The sequence below is a fragment of the Burkholderia sp. L27(2015) genome (assembly GCF_009765705.1).
In the GTDB taxonomy this organism is placed as follows: domain Bacteria; phylum Pseudomonadota; class Gammaproteobacteria; order Burkholderiales; family Burkholderiaceae; genus LMUX01.
Genome location: NZ_LMUX01000016.1, coordinates 797,407 through 809,684 on the forward strand (window position 1 = coordinate 797,407; position 12,278 = coordinate 809,684).

A 12,278-nucleotide genomic window follows, 5' to 3' on the forward strand; every position below is an offset into this window, starting at 1 on the left:
AAGACTAAGAACGCACCAACCGCGCAAGCCCAACCGCACGCTCCATCACCAGCACAATCAACAGTATCATCCCAATCTGCAGCGCGGATGCAGCAGCAACCACGAGCTGTCCGCCGTTGAACTGCAGAAAACCGAAAATCTCAATCGGCAGCGTCGTCACGCCAGGCCCGGTCAGGAACAGCGCAGTGTTCAACTCTCCGAACGAGACGATGAACGCGAACAGCCAGCCCGAGAGTACACCAGGCCAAATCAACGGCAACGTCACCAGGAAAAAACACTTCAGCGGCGATGCGCCGAGGCTTTGCCCGGCCTCATCCAACGAATAGTCAAAGCTTTGCAAGCTCGCGAACGTCGCCCGGTAGCAGTAGGGCATGCCAACCAGCACGTGCGCAAACGCCAGCCCAGCCAGCACGGGCATACCCACATAGCGATAGCACATGAGCAGCGACAACCCAAGAATGATCGTCGGGAACACCAGCGGCGCCATATAAAGCGACTGGAACACGCCGCTCATCCGCTTGCCGCTGCGCACGGTCGAGAGCGCCGCCATTACGCCCAGTACGGCGGCCACAATCGACGAGCCGATCGCCAGTTCGATACTCAGCACAAAGGCACTGCGCATCTCATCGCGCGAAAAGAAGTCGACGAACCAACGCAGCGAAAACCCAGGCGGCGGGAATTGAAATGAATCTGACGGTGAAAACGCCGTCACGATGACGATCACCAGTGGCCCGAGCAACAGAATAAAGACGAGCGTGGTGATCGCCATCAACACGAAATTGCCAAATTTTTTCATCAGCCGCGCCCCTGTACCCGATGCGGGCGCAGCACAAGCTGAATCAGCGCACCAGCGATCAAAGCGAGCGCAAGCAGAATAAACGACAGCGCGGCAGCCTGCGGCCACTGCAGCGTACTCACCGCGTCGAACACCGCGCTCACCAGTAGCTTGTATCGCACACCGCCCAACAGCGCGATCGTTACGTAAGCACTCAGTGTCAGAAAGAAAACCAGCATCAAACCCGACGCGACACCCGGGCTCGACAACGGCCAGGTCACATGCCAAAACGTGCGCAGCGGATTGGCGCCCAGTGACTCCGCCGCCTCATGCAAGGACCGGTCGATCGCCGTCAGCGAGTTTGCAATCGAAATGATCATGTACGGCAGCAGGATCGTCAGCAGACCGATCACGACTGCCTGGAACGTGTTGATGATGCGCAGCGGGAAGTCGATCACGCCGAGCTTGACGAGCACGAGATTGATCAAGCCATCGTGTCCGAGAATCTCGAGCCAGCCGTACGCGCGCACGACGTTGCTGATCATCAGCGGGAACAGCAGCACCATCATCGTGATAAGCCGGCGGCGCGGCGTCATCCGCGCCACGACCAGCGCGACCGGGTAGCCGAGCACGAGGCACACGCCCAGCACCGCGGCGGTCACGCCCAGCGTGCGCTTGATCGTCAGCAGCATGAAGCTGTCGGCCAGCGATTGCGCGTAGTTGTCGAAAGTCGCATGGTTACCGAACAACTGCGTGCTCGACGGCGACATGAAACTCACATAGAACAGCAACAGCAGCGGGCCGACGAAAAACACCAGCGTCGCTACCAGCGGTGGCGCGGAAACGGCCCAGAAAAACGGCCGGCGATAGAACGGGCGGTCGATCGACATCATGCGTCTCGCAGTAGAACCATGCTCGATGCGGCCCAAGCGCAACGCACTTCGCGGCCGGGTTCCAGCCCCGCCGCATCACGCACGTAGGCCTGCATGCGCACGCCATGCCGTTCCAGGTAGACATGCGTGGCCGCGCCGCGATAGATGACTTCGCGCACCGTCGCGGTGACGCTCTCGCGGTTGCCTACGTCATGGTCGGCGACGATGTCGATCTTCTCCGGACGCAACGCCAGCCTGACGCGTTCGCCAGTGCCCGCAGTACAGCCGTCGATGCGGACCTGTGCGCCGCCGATGTCGATGCGTGCGCCGTCCGCTGATGAGTTCACCACCACGCCATCGACGAAATTGCTGTTGCCTAGAAAGCCCGCGACGAACTCGGTGCGTGGGCTTTCATAGATTTCACTGGGCGTGCCCACTTGCTCGACCACGCCTGCGCGCATCACGGCAACACGATCGGACATCGTTAACGCTTCTTCCTGATCGTGTGTGACGAATACCGCAGTAATGCCGAGTTTGCGCTGCAGTTCGCGCAGCTCGACTTGCATCTCCTCGCGCAGCATCTTGTCGAGCGCGCTCAACGACTCGTCGAGCAGCAGCACGGTCGGATGAATTACCAGCGCCCGCGCGAGGGCAACGCGTTGCTGCTGACCGCCGGACAACTGTTTCGGATAGCGGTCTGCGAAGCCGTTGAGTTTGACCAGGGCTAGCGTCTCGCGCACGCGCTTGGCGATTTCGTCGCGTCGCAGCTTGCGCATCTTCAGCCCGAAGGCGACGTTTTGTGCGACCGACATATGCGGGAACAGCGCGTAGTTCTGGAACACCATGCCGAAGTTGCGCCGATAGGGCGGGATGTCGGTCACGCGTTCGCCACGGATGAATATTTCTCCCTGCGTGGGGTGCTCGAAACCGGCGATCATTCGCAGTGTCGTGGTCTTGCCGCAACCGCTGGGCCCCAGCAGTGAAAAGAACGTGCCGCGCGGGATGTCGAGGTTCAGTGCCTTGATCGCGACGACGTTTTGATAGTGTTTGGTGACGTTGTCAAAGCGTACGTCGGCTTCTGCCGTGGAGTCCATACGAGGTCCGGTGAAATCGTTCTGCTAGTTTGAATCGAATCGATTGATGCGGGCAATCGCTTCGAGGATGCGCAGCGGGAGTTCGATCGACAGGAGATCCTGCGCCATCGATCGTGCGTCTGTTTTCGTGTCCGGTGCGGTTTGCGTCGGCGTTGATGTTGGCGTTGATGTTGGCGTTGGTGTTGGTGTTGGTGCGGGGATCGATGTCGGCGCCTGCGTCAGCCGTGCCACGCTCGCATTGAGCATGGCGGTCGCATCGAGCAGCATGCGCATTGCACCCGCACCGCCCGCGACCGGCGCGTCGATATCGTCAAGCGCCAGCGCGAGCTTGCGCAGCCCCGCGATTTCGCGTTTCAACAGGCGGCCAAGCGGATCGTCGGCAGGGGCGAGCGCGTCGAGCGCGTGGCCGACCGACTCAAGCAACCGTCCGCGCGCGTTGTGCCATGCAGATGCATCAACGGCATCAACGCGGCGCTGTGGCAGGGAAGCCGGCCGACTCACTGTACCTGTCGTACCCGGCATACCCGTTGTACCCGCCGTCTCCGCCGCAAGCAAATGATCGATCGCATTAAGGATCAGCCGAAACGACGGCGCATCGTTCGACTCGTAGTAATCGAGCGTTTGCTCCATCACTGCGGAGCCACGAATCGGCAAGTAATGCGCGACGTAGCTATCGAGCGCGATGTACTTGCGCACGACGTCGCCCATTTCCGGATGCGCAGAGAACAGCACAGCGCGCGCAGCGTCTCCGGTCGTCAGAATAGCCGCCTTGCCGGCCATTTCCGAAGTAAAGCGCGCAGCGTCCAACGGATTGTCGATCGGCAGCCGCGCAGGCAGCGTCAACGAGCAAAAGCGCGCCGCGATACCGGTAGGCGCACGCACCGCTTCATAAATCGGCCCGTGGTAATAAGGCATCTCAACGATAGGCGCACAGCCGCGCGCAAGCGGACCGTCATCGAGTTCGATCGACACAAGACCCGCACCGCTGCGCAGATACTCATGCGAATAGCGCGGGCTTGCACGCGCAACGCCGAGCCAATGCGGCCGACCTTCGGACAGATAAAACGCTCCGCCGCACGACGCTATGCATGCGCCGCCGCGCGCGATAAAGCGGCGGATCGCACCATCAATGCCCGCTAAGTTTTCGTTACGATCGAGGCCCCAAGTCTCGAAGCCACCGGGCAGCATCAGCAGATCGAATTCGTCGAGCGCACCCGCCGCAACCGGCGCGCCGTCCAACACATCGAACGGCAAACCAAGACTCGCCAGACTATGCGCGTAGTAGCCGGAATAGGGATAAGCACAGGCCGCACCACCGAATATCGCAATACGCGGCACGCGCACAACATGAGTTGCATCGGGCACTTCGCCCGCCACGACGCTGATCGATTCGAGCCCGCTAGCGACCACCGCACGACGGACCCCGTCCGACGCCTCGATCAGATAATCGCCCGCACGCATAGCCACGCTATCGTTCTCAACCACGCGCACCACAAACCCACGCGCGGCAAGCCGATAAGCGAGCACGGCAACCGCACAGCTTTGTCTGTTGTCACCCCAACGTAGCGCAATCGAATCGACAGGCGCACCCCTCGCAGTACCGCTCACCTCGACCTCGCGATCAATTACTTGCAACGATGCTATTCCAACGGTTCATCCAGGCTACGCGCTGATCGCTCATATATTGCTGATCCAGGTCGATCATCTTCGCGCGCTCGGCATCGGTCATCGCGGTCTGCTGCTGTTGCAGCGGCGTAAGCAGGGCGTTTGTCTTGCGGTTCGTGCCGGGATAATTGAACGCCTGTGCCAGGCCGATCTGTCCTTGCGGATCCAGCGTCAGATTCAGGAACTGTTCGGCGTACTCCAGGCTGGGCGCATTTTTCGCAATACCCGTGCCCCAGGTAATCGAAATCGCGCCTTCGCTCGGGAACACCCATTTGATGTCCGGATTGCGCTGCGCGACTGTTTCCGTCTGTGCGTTGTACAGCACGCCGATCGTCGCTTCGCCGCTTTCCAGCGTCTTCATGATCGTGTCGGTATCGGTCTGGAAAATCGGCTGCAGCTTGGCCATCTTCTCGAACATCGCGAACCCGGCGTCGCCGTCCTTGGGCGACTTGCCCGCGGCCATCGCGCCGATCGGGATGATGTACAGGCCGATCGAATGCGATGAGTCCGGCAGTACGATCTTGCCGCGGAATTCCGGGCGCCACAGGTCGGCCCACGAACGCGGCGGGTTCTTCACGACCTTCGAGTTATACGCGATACCGATCGCCGAATAGATTTGCCCGATCCAGTAATCGTGACGGAACTGCGGGTAGACGTCGTTCAGGTTCGTCAGCCGTGGCGAGTTCATGTCGATCTTCTGCAGCACGCCCTGACTCACCGCGAGCGGGAACAGACCGTCGTGCAATTGGATCAAGTCGTACGTCTGATGAGCCAAGCCCACTTTGAGCTTCGTGATGCGCTGATCGGGTGTCGATCCGCGGTCTTCGACGACAGGCACACCGGTCTGCGCGGTCAGTCGCTGGCCCACGCCTTTTTGCAGTGCGTCGCCCCACAAGCCGCCCCATGTCAGCACCGTGACATTCGCAGGCTTGGCCTGCGCGAACGCGCTCGTCGCACCGAGAGACCCGAGTGAAAGTGCGGGCAATGCGCCGCCAATTTTGAGGAAGCTCCGTCGTTTCATAAAGAGTCTCGCTTTTCACAGATACCCCGCGCGTGCGGGGTGTTTATTTTGACTGTAACGGGAAGCGATTGTGGAACCCATCCACTTTTGGTGTCAACTCAAAAATAAATAATCCATTGATTCTATAAGTAAAATTCGGTGAATTTTCAATGGAGCAGCGAACCAATGGTTTATTGGTTCGCCGTATTTTTGTGGGTAGACCGTCGGCGTGGTGAACGGCAAAGCATGCCGACGACGTCGAACAATTGCCGCTCGACGGTCCAGGCGCGGTGGACCGTCCAACGATAGTCGCGCAAGTGTCCAACTTGACGCGGATAAGCGTCTAACTCGGCGCCGATAGTTCGCCCAGGATCGTGGGAATCAACTCCGAGATCGTGGGATGGATCGCCATCGTCCGAGCAAGCGCGGTGTAGGGCATGCGTGCAGCCATCGCAACGAGAACGGCGTGGATGGCTTCGTCGCCACCCGGACCGAGGATCGCTGCACCCAGGATTTCATCCGTTTGCGCATCGACCACCACGCGCATCGACCCTTGGGTCTCGCCTTTCTCGATCGCACGAGAGACGCGTGTCATCGGCCGCATTCCGACGCGCACTTTCTTGCCCGCCTTGTGCGCTTGCGCCACCGTCATTCCGACGCGGCCGAGCGGCGGGTCGATATAGAGTGCGTAGGCGGGGATACGATCGGCCACTGAGCGGCTGGCGCCATCGAGCAGGTTCGCGGCGACAATCTCGTAGTCGTTGTAAGCGGTGTGGGTAAATGCGCCGCGGCCGTTGCAATCACCCAGGGCCCACACGCCCTCGACGTTCGTGTGTAGCTGGTCATCGACCTCGATATAGCCCGCCGCGTTTGTCGTTATGCCGGCCTTGTCGAGACCCAGATCATCGGTGTTGGGGCGTCGTCCGACCGCGAGCAGAAGGTGGCTTCCCACGATCTCCTGTTCCTCGCCCGCGGCACAATCGACGCGAATGCCGACGCCGTCCGGGTGGCCCTGCACATGGATGCACTCGGCGCCCGATCGGATCGCGATACCCTCGTTTTCAAGGATCGCCTTGATTTGCGCCGAAACCTCCTCGTCTTCCCGGGAGACGAGACGAGGGCCTTTTTCGACCACGGTCACCTGCGCGCCGAAGCGGCGAAATATCTGGGCGAACTCCAGTCCAATATAGCTTCCCCCGATGACGACAAGGTGGCGCGGCACCTCGTCGAGCGCCACCATGTTGGAATTGGTTAGATACGAAACCTCGTTCAGCTTGCCGAAGTCCGGGGTCGTCGCTCGGCCTCCAACGTTGATAAAAATCTTGTCTGCCTTGAGCAGTTGATCACCGACCCGGATCTCGTGAGCACTTTCAAAGCGTGCATGGCCGCGAATGAACGTGCAGCCGCTCATACCGGTCAGCCAGCGCTCAAGCCCTGTGCGACTGGCTCGAACAATCGCGTCGACGCGCGCTTTGACCGCCGCCATGTCGACGCGTGGCGGATCGGGCAGGATCACGCCATATTCCGCGCCGCGGGCTGCGAGGCGCGCCGCATAGGCGCTCGCCACCATTGCCTTGGTCGGCGTGCAGCCCACGTTGACGCAAGTACCGCCGGCCAGGCCGCGCTCCACGATCGCTACGGTCATGCCTGCCGCTGTCAGTCGGCCGGCCAGTGCCGGGGCCGCTTGACCGGTCCCGATCAGGATGGCGTCGAAGACGCGAGGCGAGGAGGAAGGCGTCACTTCAGGATTGGCCTTGGGGGCGGCGTTGGGGTCCGCTTTTGGGTCCGCTTTTGGGTCTGTAGTCATCGGTTCTCTCCTCGCATTTCAAATCGGGGCTTGATGATGGATCCATAAATCGCGCTCGATCGTCCACATTGGCGATACCGGCTTCCAACGGGGCCATCGCGTTCGATGCACGCGGCAACACCGAAAGATGAACGCCGCAGTTCCATCAGACTACACCGACCCCTTGCACTGCGTCGTGAAACAGCAATTCGATGCCGATGCGTTCGCCGCTGCGCACGCGACTAATCGCGTGCTTGAGGTTGACCCGGTAGTAGCCCTTGCTGCCCTTGGATGGGCGATGGGCGACGGTAATGAGCGCCGCATCGCCTTGGCGTAGGGGCAACACCATGGGCCGGGACTGCATGCGCGGGCGCTGCTCGGTCATGACGAACTCGCCACCCGAAAAGTCAGCATCGGGTTCGCAGGGCAATATCACCAACTGCAACGGGAACACGCGCTTGCCCTGTGCGCTTTGATGCAGCGCCAAATAATCTCCCTCGCGGAGATAACTCGCCGCCGTTAGTTGGCCCGTCTGGCCGACCTCGCGGTTCTCCCGCAGGAAGTCTTCCAGCGTCGCCGGGTAGCGGGAGTCCGCGCCCATAATTTCAGCCCAGCGATTGGCAATCGGAGCCAACCGCTCGTAAAACGCTACACGCCAAGCTGCGATCGGATCAGGCAATGGTTGAGGCAGACGCCACACATCCCCCCGACCGAGTTCAAGGCGCTCCAGCGACGCGCACTGGCCCTGCGCGCGGGCCTCGGCTGCAAGCGTCGCGAGCGCTTTAGCCTGTGCACCGTCGAGCAACTTGGGCAACAAGGCATAGCCTTCCTTATCCAGGTCAGCACCGATGCGGCCCCAGTCCAGTTTTTCGATGGAGATATTTTTCATTGTTCGCTCCATCATGTCGTCAAACGTGTGCTTCGTGCCGTTGCATCCATCGTCATGTCAGAAACCGGGCAACCGCGCTTCCTGAGAGGCGCTGGCGGGCTCGACAGGCAGCAGCGCTCGCTCATGCTCGAGTAGCCAGCGCTTGCGGTGCAGACCCCATGCATACCCCTTGAGGTCGCCGTTTTTGCCGATCACGCGGTGGCAGGGCACGACAATCGCGATCGGATTCGCACCATTGGCGGCGCCGATATCGATGGCCATGCGAGGATCGTCATAACCCAGGGCGCGAGCGAACTCGCCATAGCTGGTCGTCTGTCCAGCCGGGATCTCGCGCAACCCGGCCCAGACGCGACGCTGCAGTTCACTGCCCGATGCCGCGGTGGCGATCTCACCCAGCGCGGCAAAGTCGCCCTCAAAGTAACGTCGGAGGCCAGACGCGATCGCTGCGGGGGCGGCGGTTTCTATGAGCTCGCACTCGCCATAGTGCGTGCGCAAGTTCCGATGCAAATGCGCCTGGTGATCGATGAAGTCGAGCGCGCGCAACTGTTCCTGGTGGTCCGTAACCAGCATCAACGTTCCCAGCGGGGAATCAACCTCGCTCAGATTCAAATTCAGTTTTAGTTTCATGGCGGACATCTCCTAGGTATGGGAGGTCGTGGGTATTTGGGTGGTGAGTGATCAGTTTGAAACGGCGCAATAATTCGAACAATCCGTTTCTTGCTGGTATACGTTTAAAAATTAAAACGCAAGAAACGGAGTTGCGAGTCAGTGATGCTCCTGTAGGCTGAACGCATCGCCAATTGAGAACAGTCCAACGGGAACCTGGCCCATGAGCCCATGCGAGAGCGATGCACGGATGTCGATACCGGCTTTGCAGGCGCAAGACTGGCCCGCCATAGAGCAATCCCTATACACCGATGGCAATGCGCTGTTGCCTGCTCTACTCACTGCGGCGCAGTGCGAAGAATTAGCGGCCATGTACGAGCAGGATCAGCACTTTCGAACACGCGTCGTCATGGCGCGGCACGGGTTCGGGCTCGGTGAATACAAGTACTTCGCCTATCCGTTGCCGAATATACTCGCCCAACTACGCGAAGCGCTCTATTCGCGCCTCGCGCCCGTTGCCAATCATTGGAACCGGTTGATGGGCGTGGACGTGCGCTATCCTGAGACACTGCCAGCCTTTCTGGATCGTTGTCATGCCGCAGGCCAGATTCGTCCGACTCCGCTGATTCTGAAGTACGGCGAGGGCGACTACAACTGTCTGCATCAAGACCTATACGGCGACCATGTGTTTGCGTTGCAAGTGGCGATTCTTTTGGATCGACCGGGTATCGATTTCACCGGTGGCGAATTCGTGATGACGCAGAGCAGCACATCGGAGCGCCGTGTCGATGTGGTGCCTCTGCGTCAAGGCGATGGTGTCGCGTTCACCGTCAATCAGCGCCCGGTGCAAGGCCGGCGCACAACGCGCAGGGTAGCAATGCGGCATGGGGTTAGCCAAGTACGCAGCGGCCACCGTTACACGGTCGGGCTGATCTTCCACGACGCACGCTGACGCTTACCACGCCTATGGGGTGTTGAAACCGAGGCACTAAGCCTTGGCCGCGACAACCTCGATCTCGAGCAAGAACTCAGGGCGCACGAGTTGTGGCACGATCAGCAGCATGGACGCAGGCCGGACATCGCCGAGGAATTTGGTGCGCACCTTGCCATAGGCGGCTATGTCCTCGGCGCGAGTGAGATAGTGGGTGGCTTTGACGATGTCGCCAACTGTCATGCCGGCACCGTCCAGCATGCGTATGACATGTGCCCAGGCGAGCTCCGCTTGGCCGGTAATGTCTGCGGGAAGTTCGCCTTCGATCGGAAGTCCGGGGGTGCCGGATGTCACGAGCCATCGCAGGTTAGGTTGAACCTCGATGGCATCGCTGTAATTCGCGATCTGGCGTGCGACGCCGATTTCGATGATTTTATGGGGCATTTTTCTACTCCTGTGAATGGAAAAGGGCCGGCTTAGGGGGGCGTCGGCCTACATCATGGCCTGAAGCACGTCACGCAAAACGACGGCCTGGTTCTCCAGTTCATTGCGGGCACCGTAGACCAATGTGATCTTTTGCGAGCCGCTAGCGGCAAGCAACGCTTCCAGTTTTTCTCGCATGCCGGGCGCCGCAAGTTCCTCGAGATAGCGTTTGCGAAACTCTTCCCACCGTTGCGGTTCGTGGCCGAACCAGCGTATCAATTCTGGCGTTGGCGCTACATCGCGTGCCCACTCGTCGAGATGTAGATCGGCTTTGCTACGTCCGCGCGGCCAGAAATGATCGACCAAGACACGATAGCCATCGGCCGGCGTGGCCGTCTCATAGGCACGTTGAATCTCAATCACGCGCGGGTGAGCCTGTTTCGGGTGGGTGTCTTTCGCAGACGTCATTATTTCTGCTGTGGTTGCGGCGTGAGTACGCGTTGCACTTGCTCGCGTAGCGCCGGAAGCACCTCGTGTTCGAACCACGGATGATGCTGGAACCAGCCCGTATTGCGAGGTGACGGATGCGGCAACGGGACGTAGCGCGGAGCATAATCCGCAAACGCCGCGACGGTCTCGGTGACGTTGCCGCGACTTGCCTTGCCGAGGAAATAGCGCTGTGCGTACTGACCAATCAGCAGGATCAGGTCGATCTGGTTCATCTGTTCCAACAAACGAACATGCCAATGTTCGGCACATTCCTTGCGCGGCGGCAAATCGCCGCTACTGCCTCGACCGGGATAGCAATAGCCCATGGGCATGAGCGCGATTTGCGACGCATCATAAAACACGGCGCGATCGACGCCCAACCAATCGCGCAAGCGCTCACCGCTCTTGTCATCCCATGGCACGCCGGTTCTATGCACAGTCATGCTTGGTGCTTGTCCAACGATCAAGAGCCGAGCTGTGGTACTCGCCTGCACGATAGGGCGCGGACCCAGTGGTAAGTGATCAGCGCAAATTCGGCAGTTACGGATGTCTGTTAGAAGTGTGTGCACGGCGAGAGTCTAGTTTCGAAGCGGCGGTTTCCTTGCCACGATAATTGTACCTGTGGCTGCGCATCGTGGCCTCGGTCTATTGGGTAAATAACCGTCTGCGCGTTGATCGCTTAGTGATCTTTGAAGATACTTTGATGATAAGGCGAGTTGGGATTTCGGACCGTCATCCGAAGGCCGCTGCACCTCTTGATTTCCCTATTATTTGTAGATACAATAATTCGTATGGACGTCACGTTCGATCCAGAAAAGGATGCGGTGAACCTCGCCAAACACGGTGTGTCGCTGACTCTGGCTTGGGAAATAGATTGGTCGATGGTGATGGCCTATGTCGACATCAGGAAGGATTACAAAGAGATCCGCGAGATCGGTTTTTGTCCGATCAGTGGTCGTCTTTACTGTGTCGTGTTTACCCAGCGCGGGGGTGCGATGAGAGTTATCAGCCTGCGCAAAGCCAGCAATCGGGAGACCAACAATTATGAGCGCCAAACCTAAGCTGACCAGGAATACACCGGAAGAGGAAGCTGCGATCCAACGTGGGATCGCAACCGATCCAGACACCTATGAAGTGCCGGCCGAGGAGTTCAAAAAAATGAAACGGCTAGGCCAGCGTGGGCGCCCCCGCATGAGCTCGCCCAAGGAGTTGGTGTCGATACGATACGACGCGCAGGTGATCGAGGCGTTTCGGGCGATGGGTGACGGCTGGCAGACCAAGATGAATGCTGCACTGGTCGAGTGGCTGCGGGAACATCAGTCTGCATAATCACTTTCTGTCCACCTGTTTGCGTTGTGTGCGCTCCCGTACATAGGCGGTGCCCGCATACTCGCAGACTGGTCGTCCACTCGACGCTCCAGAGGGAACGGCCTATGTCTGCTGGAAATCTCGCAAGCGGCCTGTTTTTCAGCCATCGTGGGCACTTTTACAGCGTCAATCTACAGGAGCGGCCGGGAAAGTGCTGGGCGTGGAGCTACGTGCTGCACGATATGGAGGTCAGCGGCAAGGATGGCCCCATTGACGACGAGGTGAGCGCCATTGCCATGGGCATGGCGGCGGCTTCGGCACATATCGATCGCATCATCGCGAACCCGTAGGGGAACATCCGAACGGTTGGTTCACTTGCGGCACTGGGTGGTGCCTGCTCAGCGTCTATCGCTTGGCCTAACGCAAAAGGGCGATTCGCG

General features: G+C 59.8%; 15 protein-coding genes. 4 read left to right on the top strand and 11 right to left on the bottom strand.

All coding sequences use genetic code 11. The annotated features are described in order from the left end of the window. Window positions 1-4 precede the first annotated feature (4 nt). The 8 genes from GSQ77_RS11495 to GSQ77_RS11530 all read right to left on the bottom strand — a co-directional run bounded on the left by GSQ77_RS11495 (window position 5) and on the right by GSQ77_RS11530 (window position 8,708). The gene (locus tag GSQ77_RS11495; protein ID WP_158902077.1) at window positions 5-796 is read right to left on the bottom strand and encodes an ABC transporter permease; all 792 of its coding nucleotides are present in this window, start codon (window positions 794-796) and stop codon (window positions 5-7) included. Continuing rightward, window positions 796-1,665 carry an ABC transporter permease gene (locus GSQ77_RS11500; RefSeq protein WP_158902079.1) on the bottom strand — a complete coding sequence of 290 codons (870 nt, stop codon included), beginning with the start codon at window positions 1,663-1,665 and terminating at the stop codon, window positions 796-798. The genes GSQ77_RS11495 and GSQ77_RS11500 overlap by 1 nt, the downstream gene beginning before the upstream one ends. After that, on the bottom strand, window positions 1,665-2,741 hold the full coding sequence (locus GSQ77_RS11505) for an ABC transporter ATP-binding protein (RefSeq protein ID WP_158902081.1): 1,077 nt from the start codon (window positions 2,739-2,741) through the stop codon (window positions 1,665-1,667). The genes GSQ77_RS11500 and GSQ77_RS11505 overlap by 1 nt, the downstream gene beginning before the upstream one ends. Window positions 2,742-2,765: 24 nt before the next feature. Continuing rightward, window positions 2,766-4,376 carry a hypothetical protein gene (locus GSQ77_RS11510; protein WP_158902083.1) on the bottom strand — a complete coding sequence of 537 codons (1,611 nt, stop codon included), beginning with the start codon at window positions 4,374-4,376 and terminating at the stop codon, window positions 2,766-2,768. Then, the gene (locus tag GSQ77_RS11515) at window positions 4,363-5,427 is read right to left on the bottom strand and encodes a PotD/PotF family extracellular solute-binding protein (RefSeq protein WP_158902085.1); all 1,065 of its coding nucleotides are present in this window, start codon (window positions 5,425-5,427) and stop codon (window positions 4,363-4,365) included. Before GSQ77_RS11515 ends, GSQ77_RS11510 begins: the two co-directional genes overlap by 14 nt. A gap of 322 nt (window positions 5,428-5,749) precedes the next feature. Further along, window positions 5,750-7,213: an FAD-containing oxidoreductase gene (locus GSQ77_RS11520; RefSeq protein WP_158902087.1), complete on the bottom strand. Its 1,464-nt coding sequence runs from the start codon at window positions 7,211-7,213 to the stop codon at window positions 5,750-5,752. A gap of 145 nt (window positions 7,214-7,358) precedes the next feature. Continuing rightward, window positions 7,359-8,081 carry a 2OG-Fe(II) oxygenase gene (locus GSQ77_RS11525; RefSeq protein WP_158902089.1) on the bottom strand — a complete coding sequence of 241 codons (723 nt, stop codon included), beginning with the start codon at window positions 8,079-8,081 and terminating at the stop codon, window positions 7,359-7,361. A 57-nt stretch (window positions 8,082-8,138) separates the two neighbouring features. Continuing rightward, entirely contained in the window at window positions 8,139-8,708 is a 570-nt protein-coding gene (locus GSQ77_RS11530; RefSeq protein WP_158902091.1) for a methylated-DNA--[protein]-cysteine S-methyltransferase, read from the bottom strand. A gap of 202 nt (window positions 8,709-8,910) precedes the next feature. Here GSQ77_RS11530 and GSQ77_RS11535 point away from each other — a divergent pair, with 202 nt between their 5' ends. Next, window positions 8,911-9,639 (top strand): 2OG-Fe(II) oxygenase, encoded by a 729-nt coding sequence (locus tag GSQ77_RS11535; RefSeq protein ID WP_174246421.1) that lies wholly within the window; start codon window positions 8,911-8,913, stop codon window positions 9,637-9,639. Window positions 9,640-9,675: 36 nt separating this feature from the next. Here the strand turns inward: GSQ77_RS11535 and GSQ77_RS11540 are convergent, their stop codons facing one another. Genes GSQ77_RS11540 through GSQ77_RS11550 form a run of 3 tightly spaced genes read right to left on the bottom strand, consistent with a single transcriptional unit; the run spans window position 9,676 to window position 11,099 of the window. Beyond that, the gene (locus GSQ77_RS11540) at window positions 9,676-10,062 is read right to left on the bottom strand and encodes a RidA family protein (protein WP_158902093.1); all 387 of its coding nucleotides are present in this window, start codon (window positions 10,060-10,062) and stop codon (window positions 9,676-9,678) included. A gap of 48 nt (window positions 10,063-10,110) precedes the next feature. Next, window positions 10,111-10,509, bottom strand: coding sequence for a DUF488 domain-containing protein (locus tag GSQ77_RS11545; RefSeq protein WP_158902095.1), 399 nt, complete (start codon window positions 10,507-10,509; stop codon window positions 10,111-10,113). Then, on the bottom strand, window positions 10,509-11,099 hold the full coding sequence (locus GSQ77_RS11550) for a uracil-DNA glycosylase family protein (protein ID WP_158902097.1): 591 nt from the start codon (window positions 11,097-11,099) through the stop codon (window positions 10,509-10,511). The genes GSQ77_RS11545 and GSQ77_RS11550 overlap by 1 nt, the downstream gene beginning before the upstream one ends. Window positions 11,100-11,321: 222 nt before the next feature. On the opposite strand from GSQ77_RS11550, the gene GSQ77_RS11555 reads away from it, so the two are divergent. The 3 genes from GSQ77_RS11555 (at window position 11,322) to GSQ77_RS11565 (ending at window position 12,188) form a co-directional block, all read left to right on the top strand. Further along, window positions 11,322-11,591, top strand: coding sequence for a BrnT family toxin (locus GSQ77_RS11555; protein WP_158902099.1), 270 nt, complete (start codon window positions 11,322-11,324; stop codon window positions 11,589-11,591). After that, window positions 11,575-11,859, top strand: coding sequence for a BrnA antitoxin family protein (locus GSQ77_RS11560; RefSeq protein ID WP_158902101.1), 285 nt, complete (start codon window positions 11,575-11,577; stop codon window positions 11,857-11,859). The genes GSQ77_RS11555 and GSQ77_RS11560 overlap by 17 nt, the downstream gene beginning before the upstream one ends. Before the next feature lie 104 nt (window positions 11,860-11,963). Continuing rightward, window positions 11,964-12,188: a hypothetical protein gene (locus GSQ77_RS11565; RefSeq protein ID WP_158902103.1), complete on the top strand. Its 225-nt coding sequence runs from the start codon at window positions 11,964-11,966 to the stop codon at window positions 12,186-12,188. The last annotated feature ends 90 nt before the right edge of the window (window positions 12,189-12,278 follow it).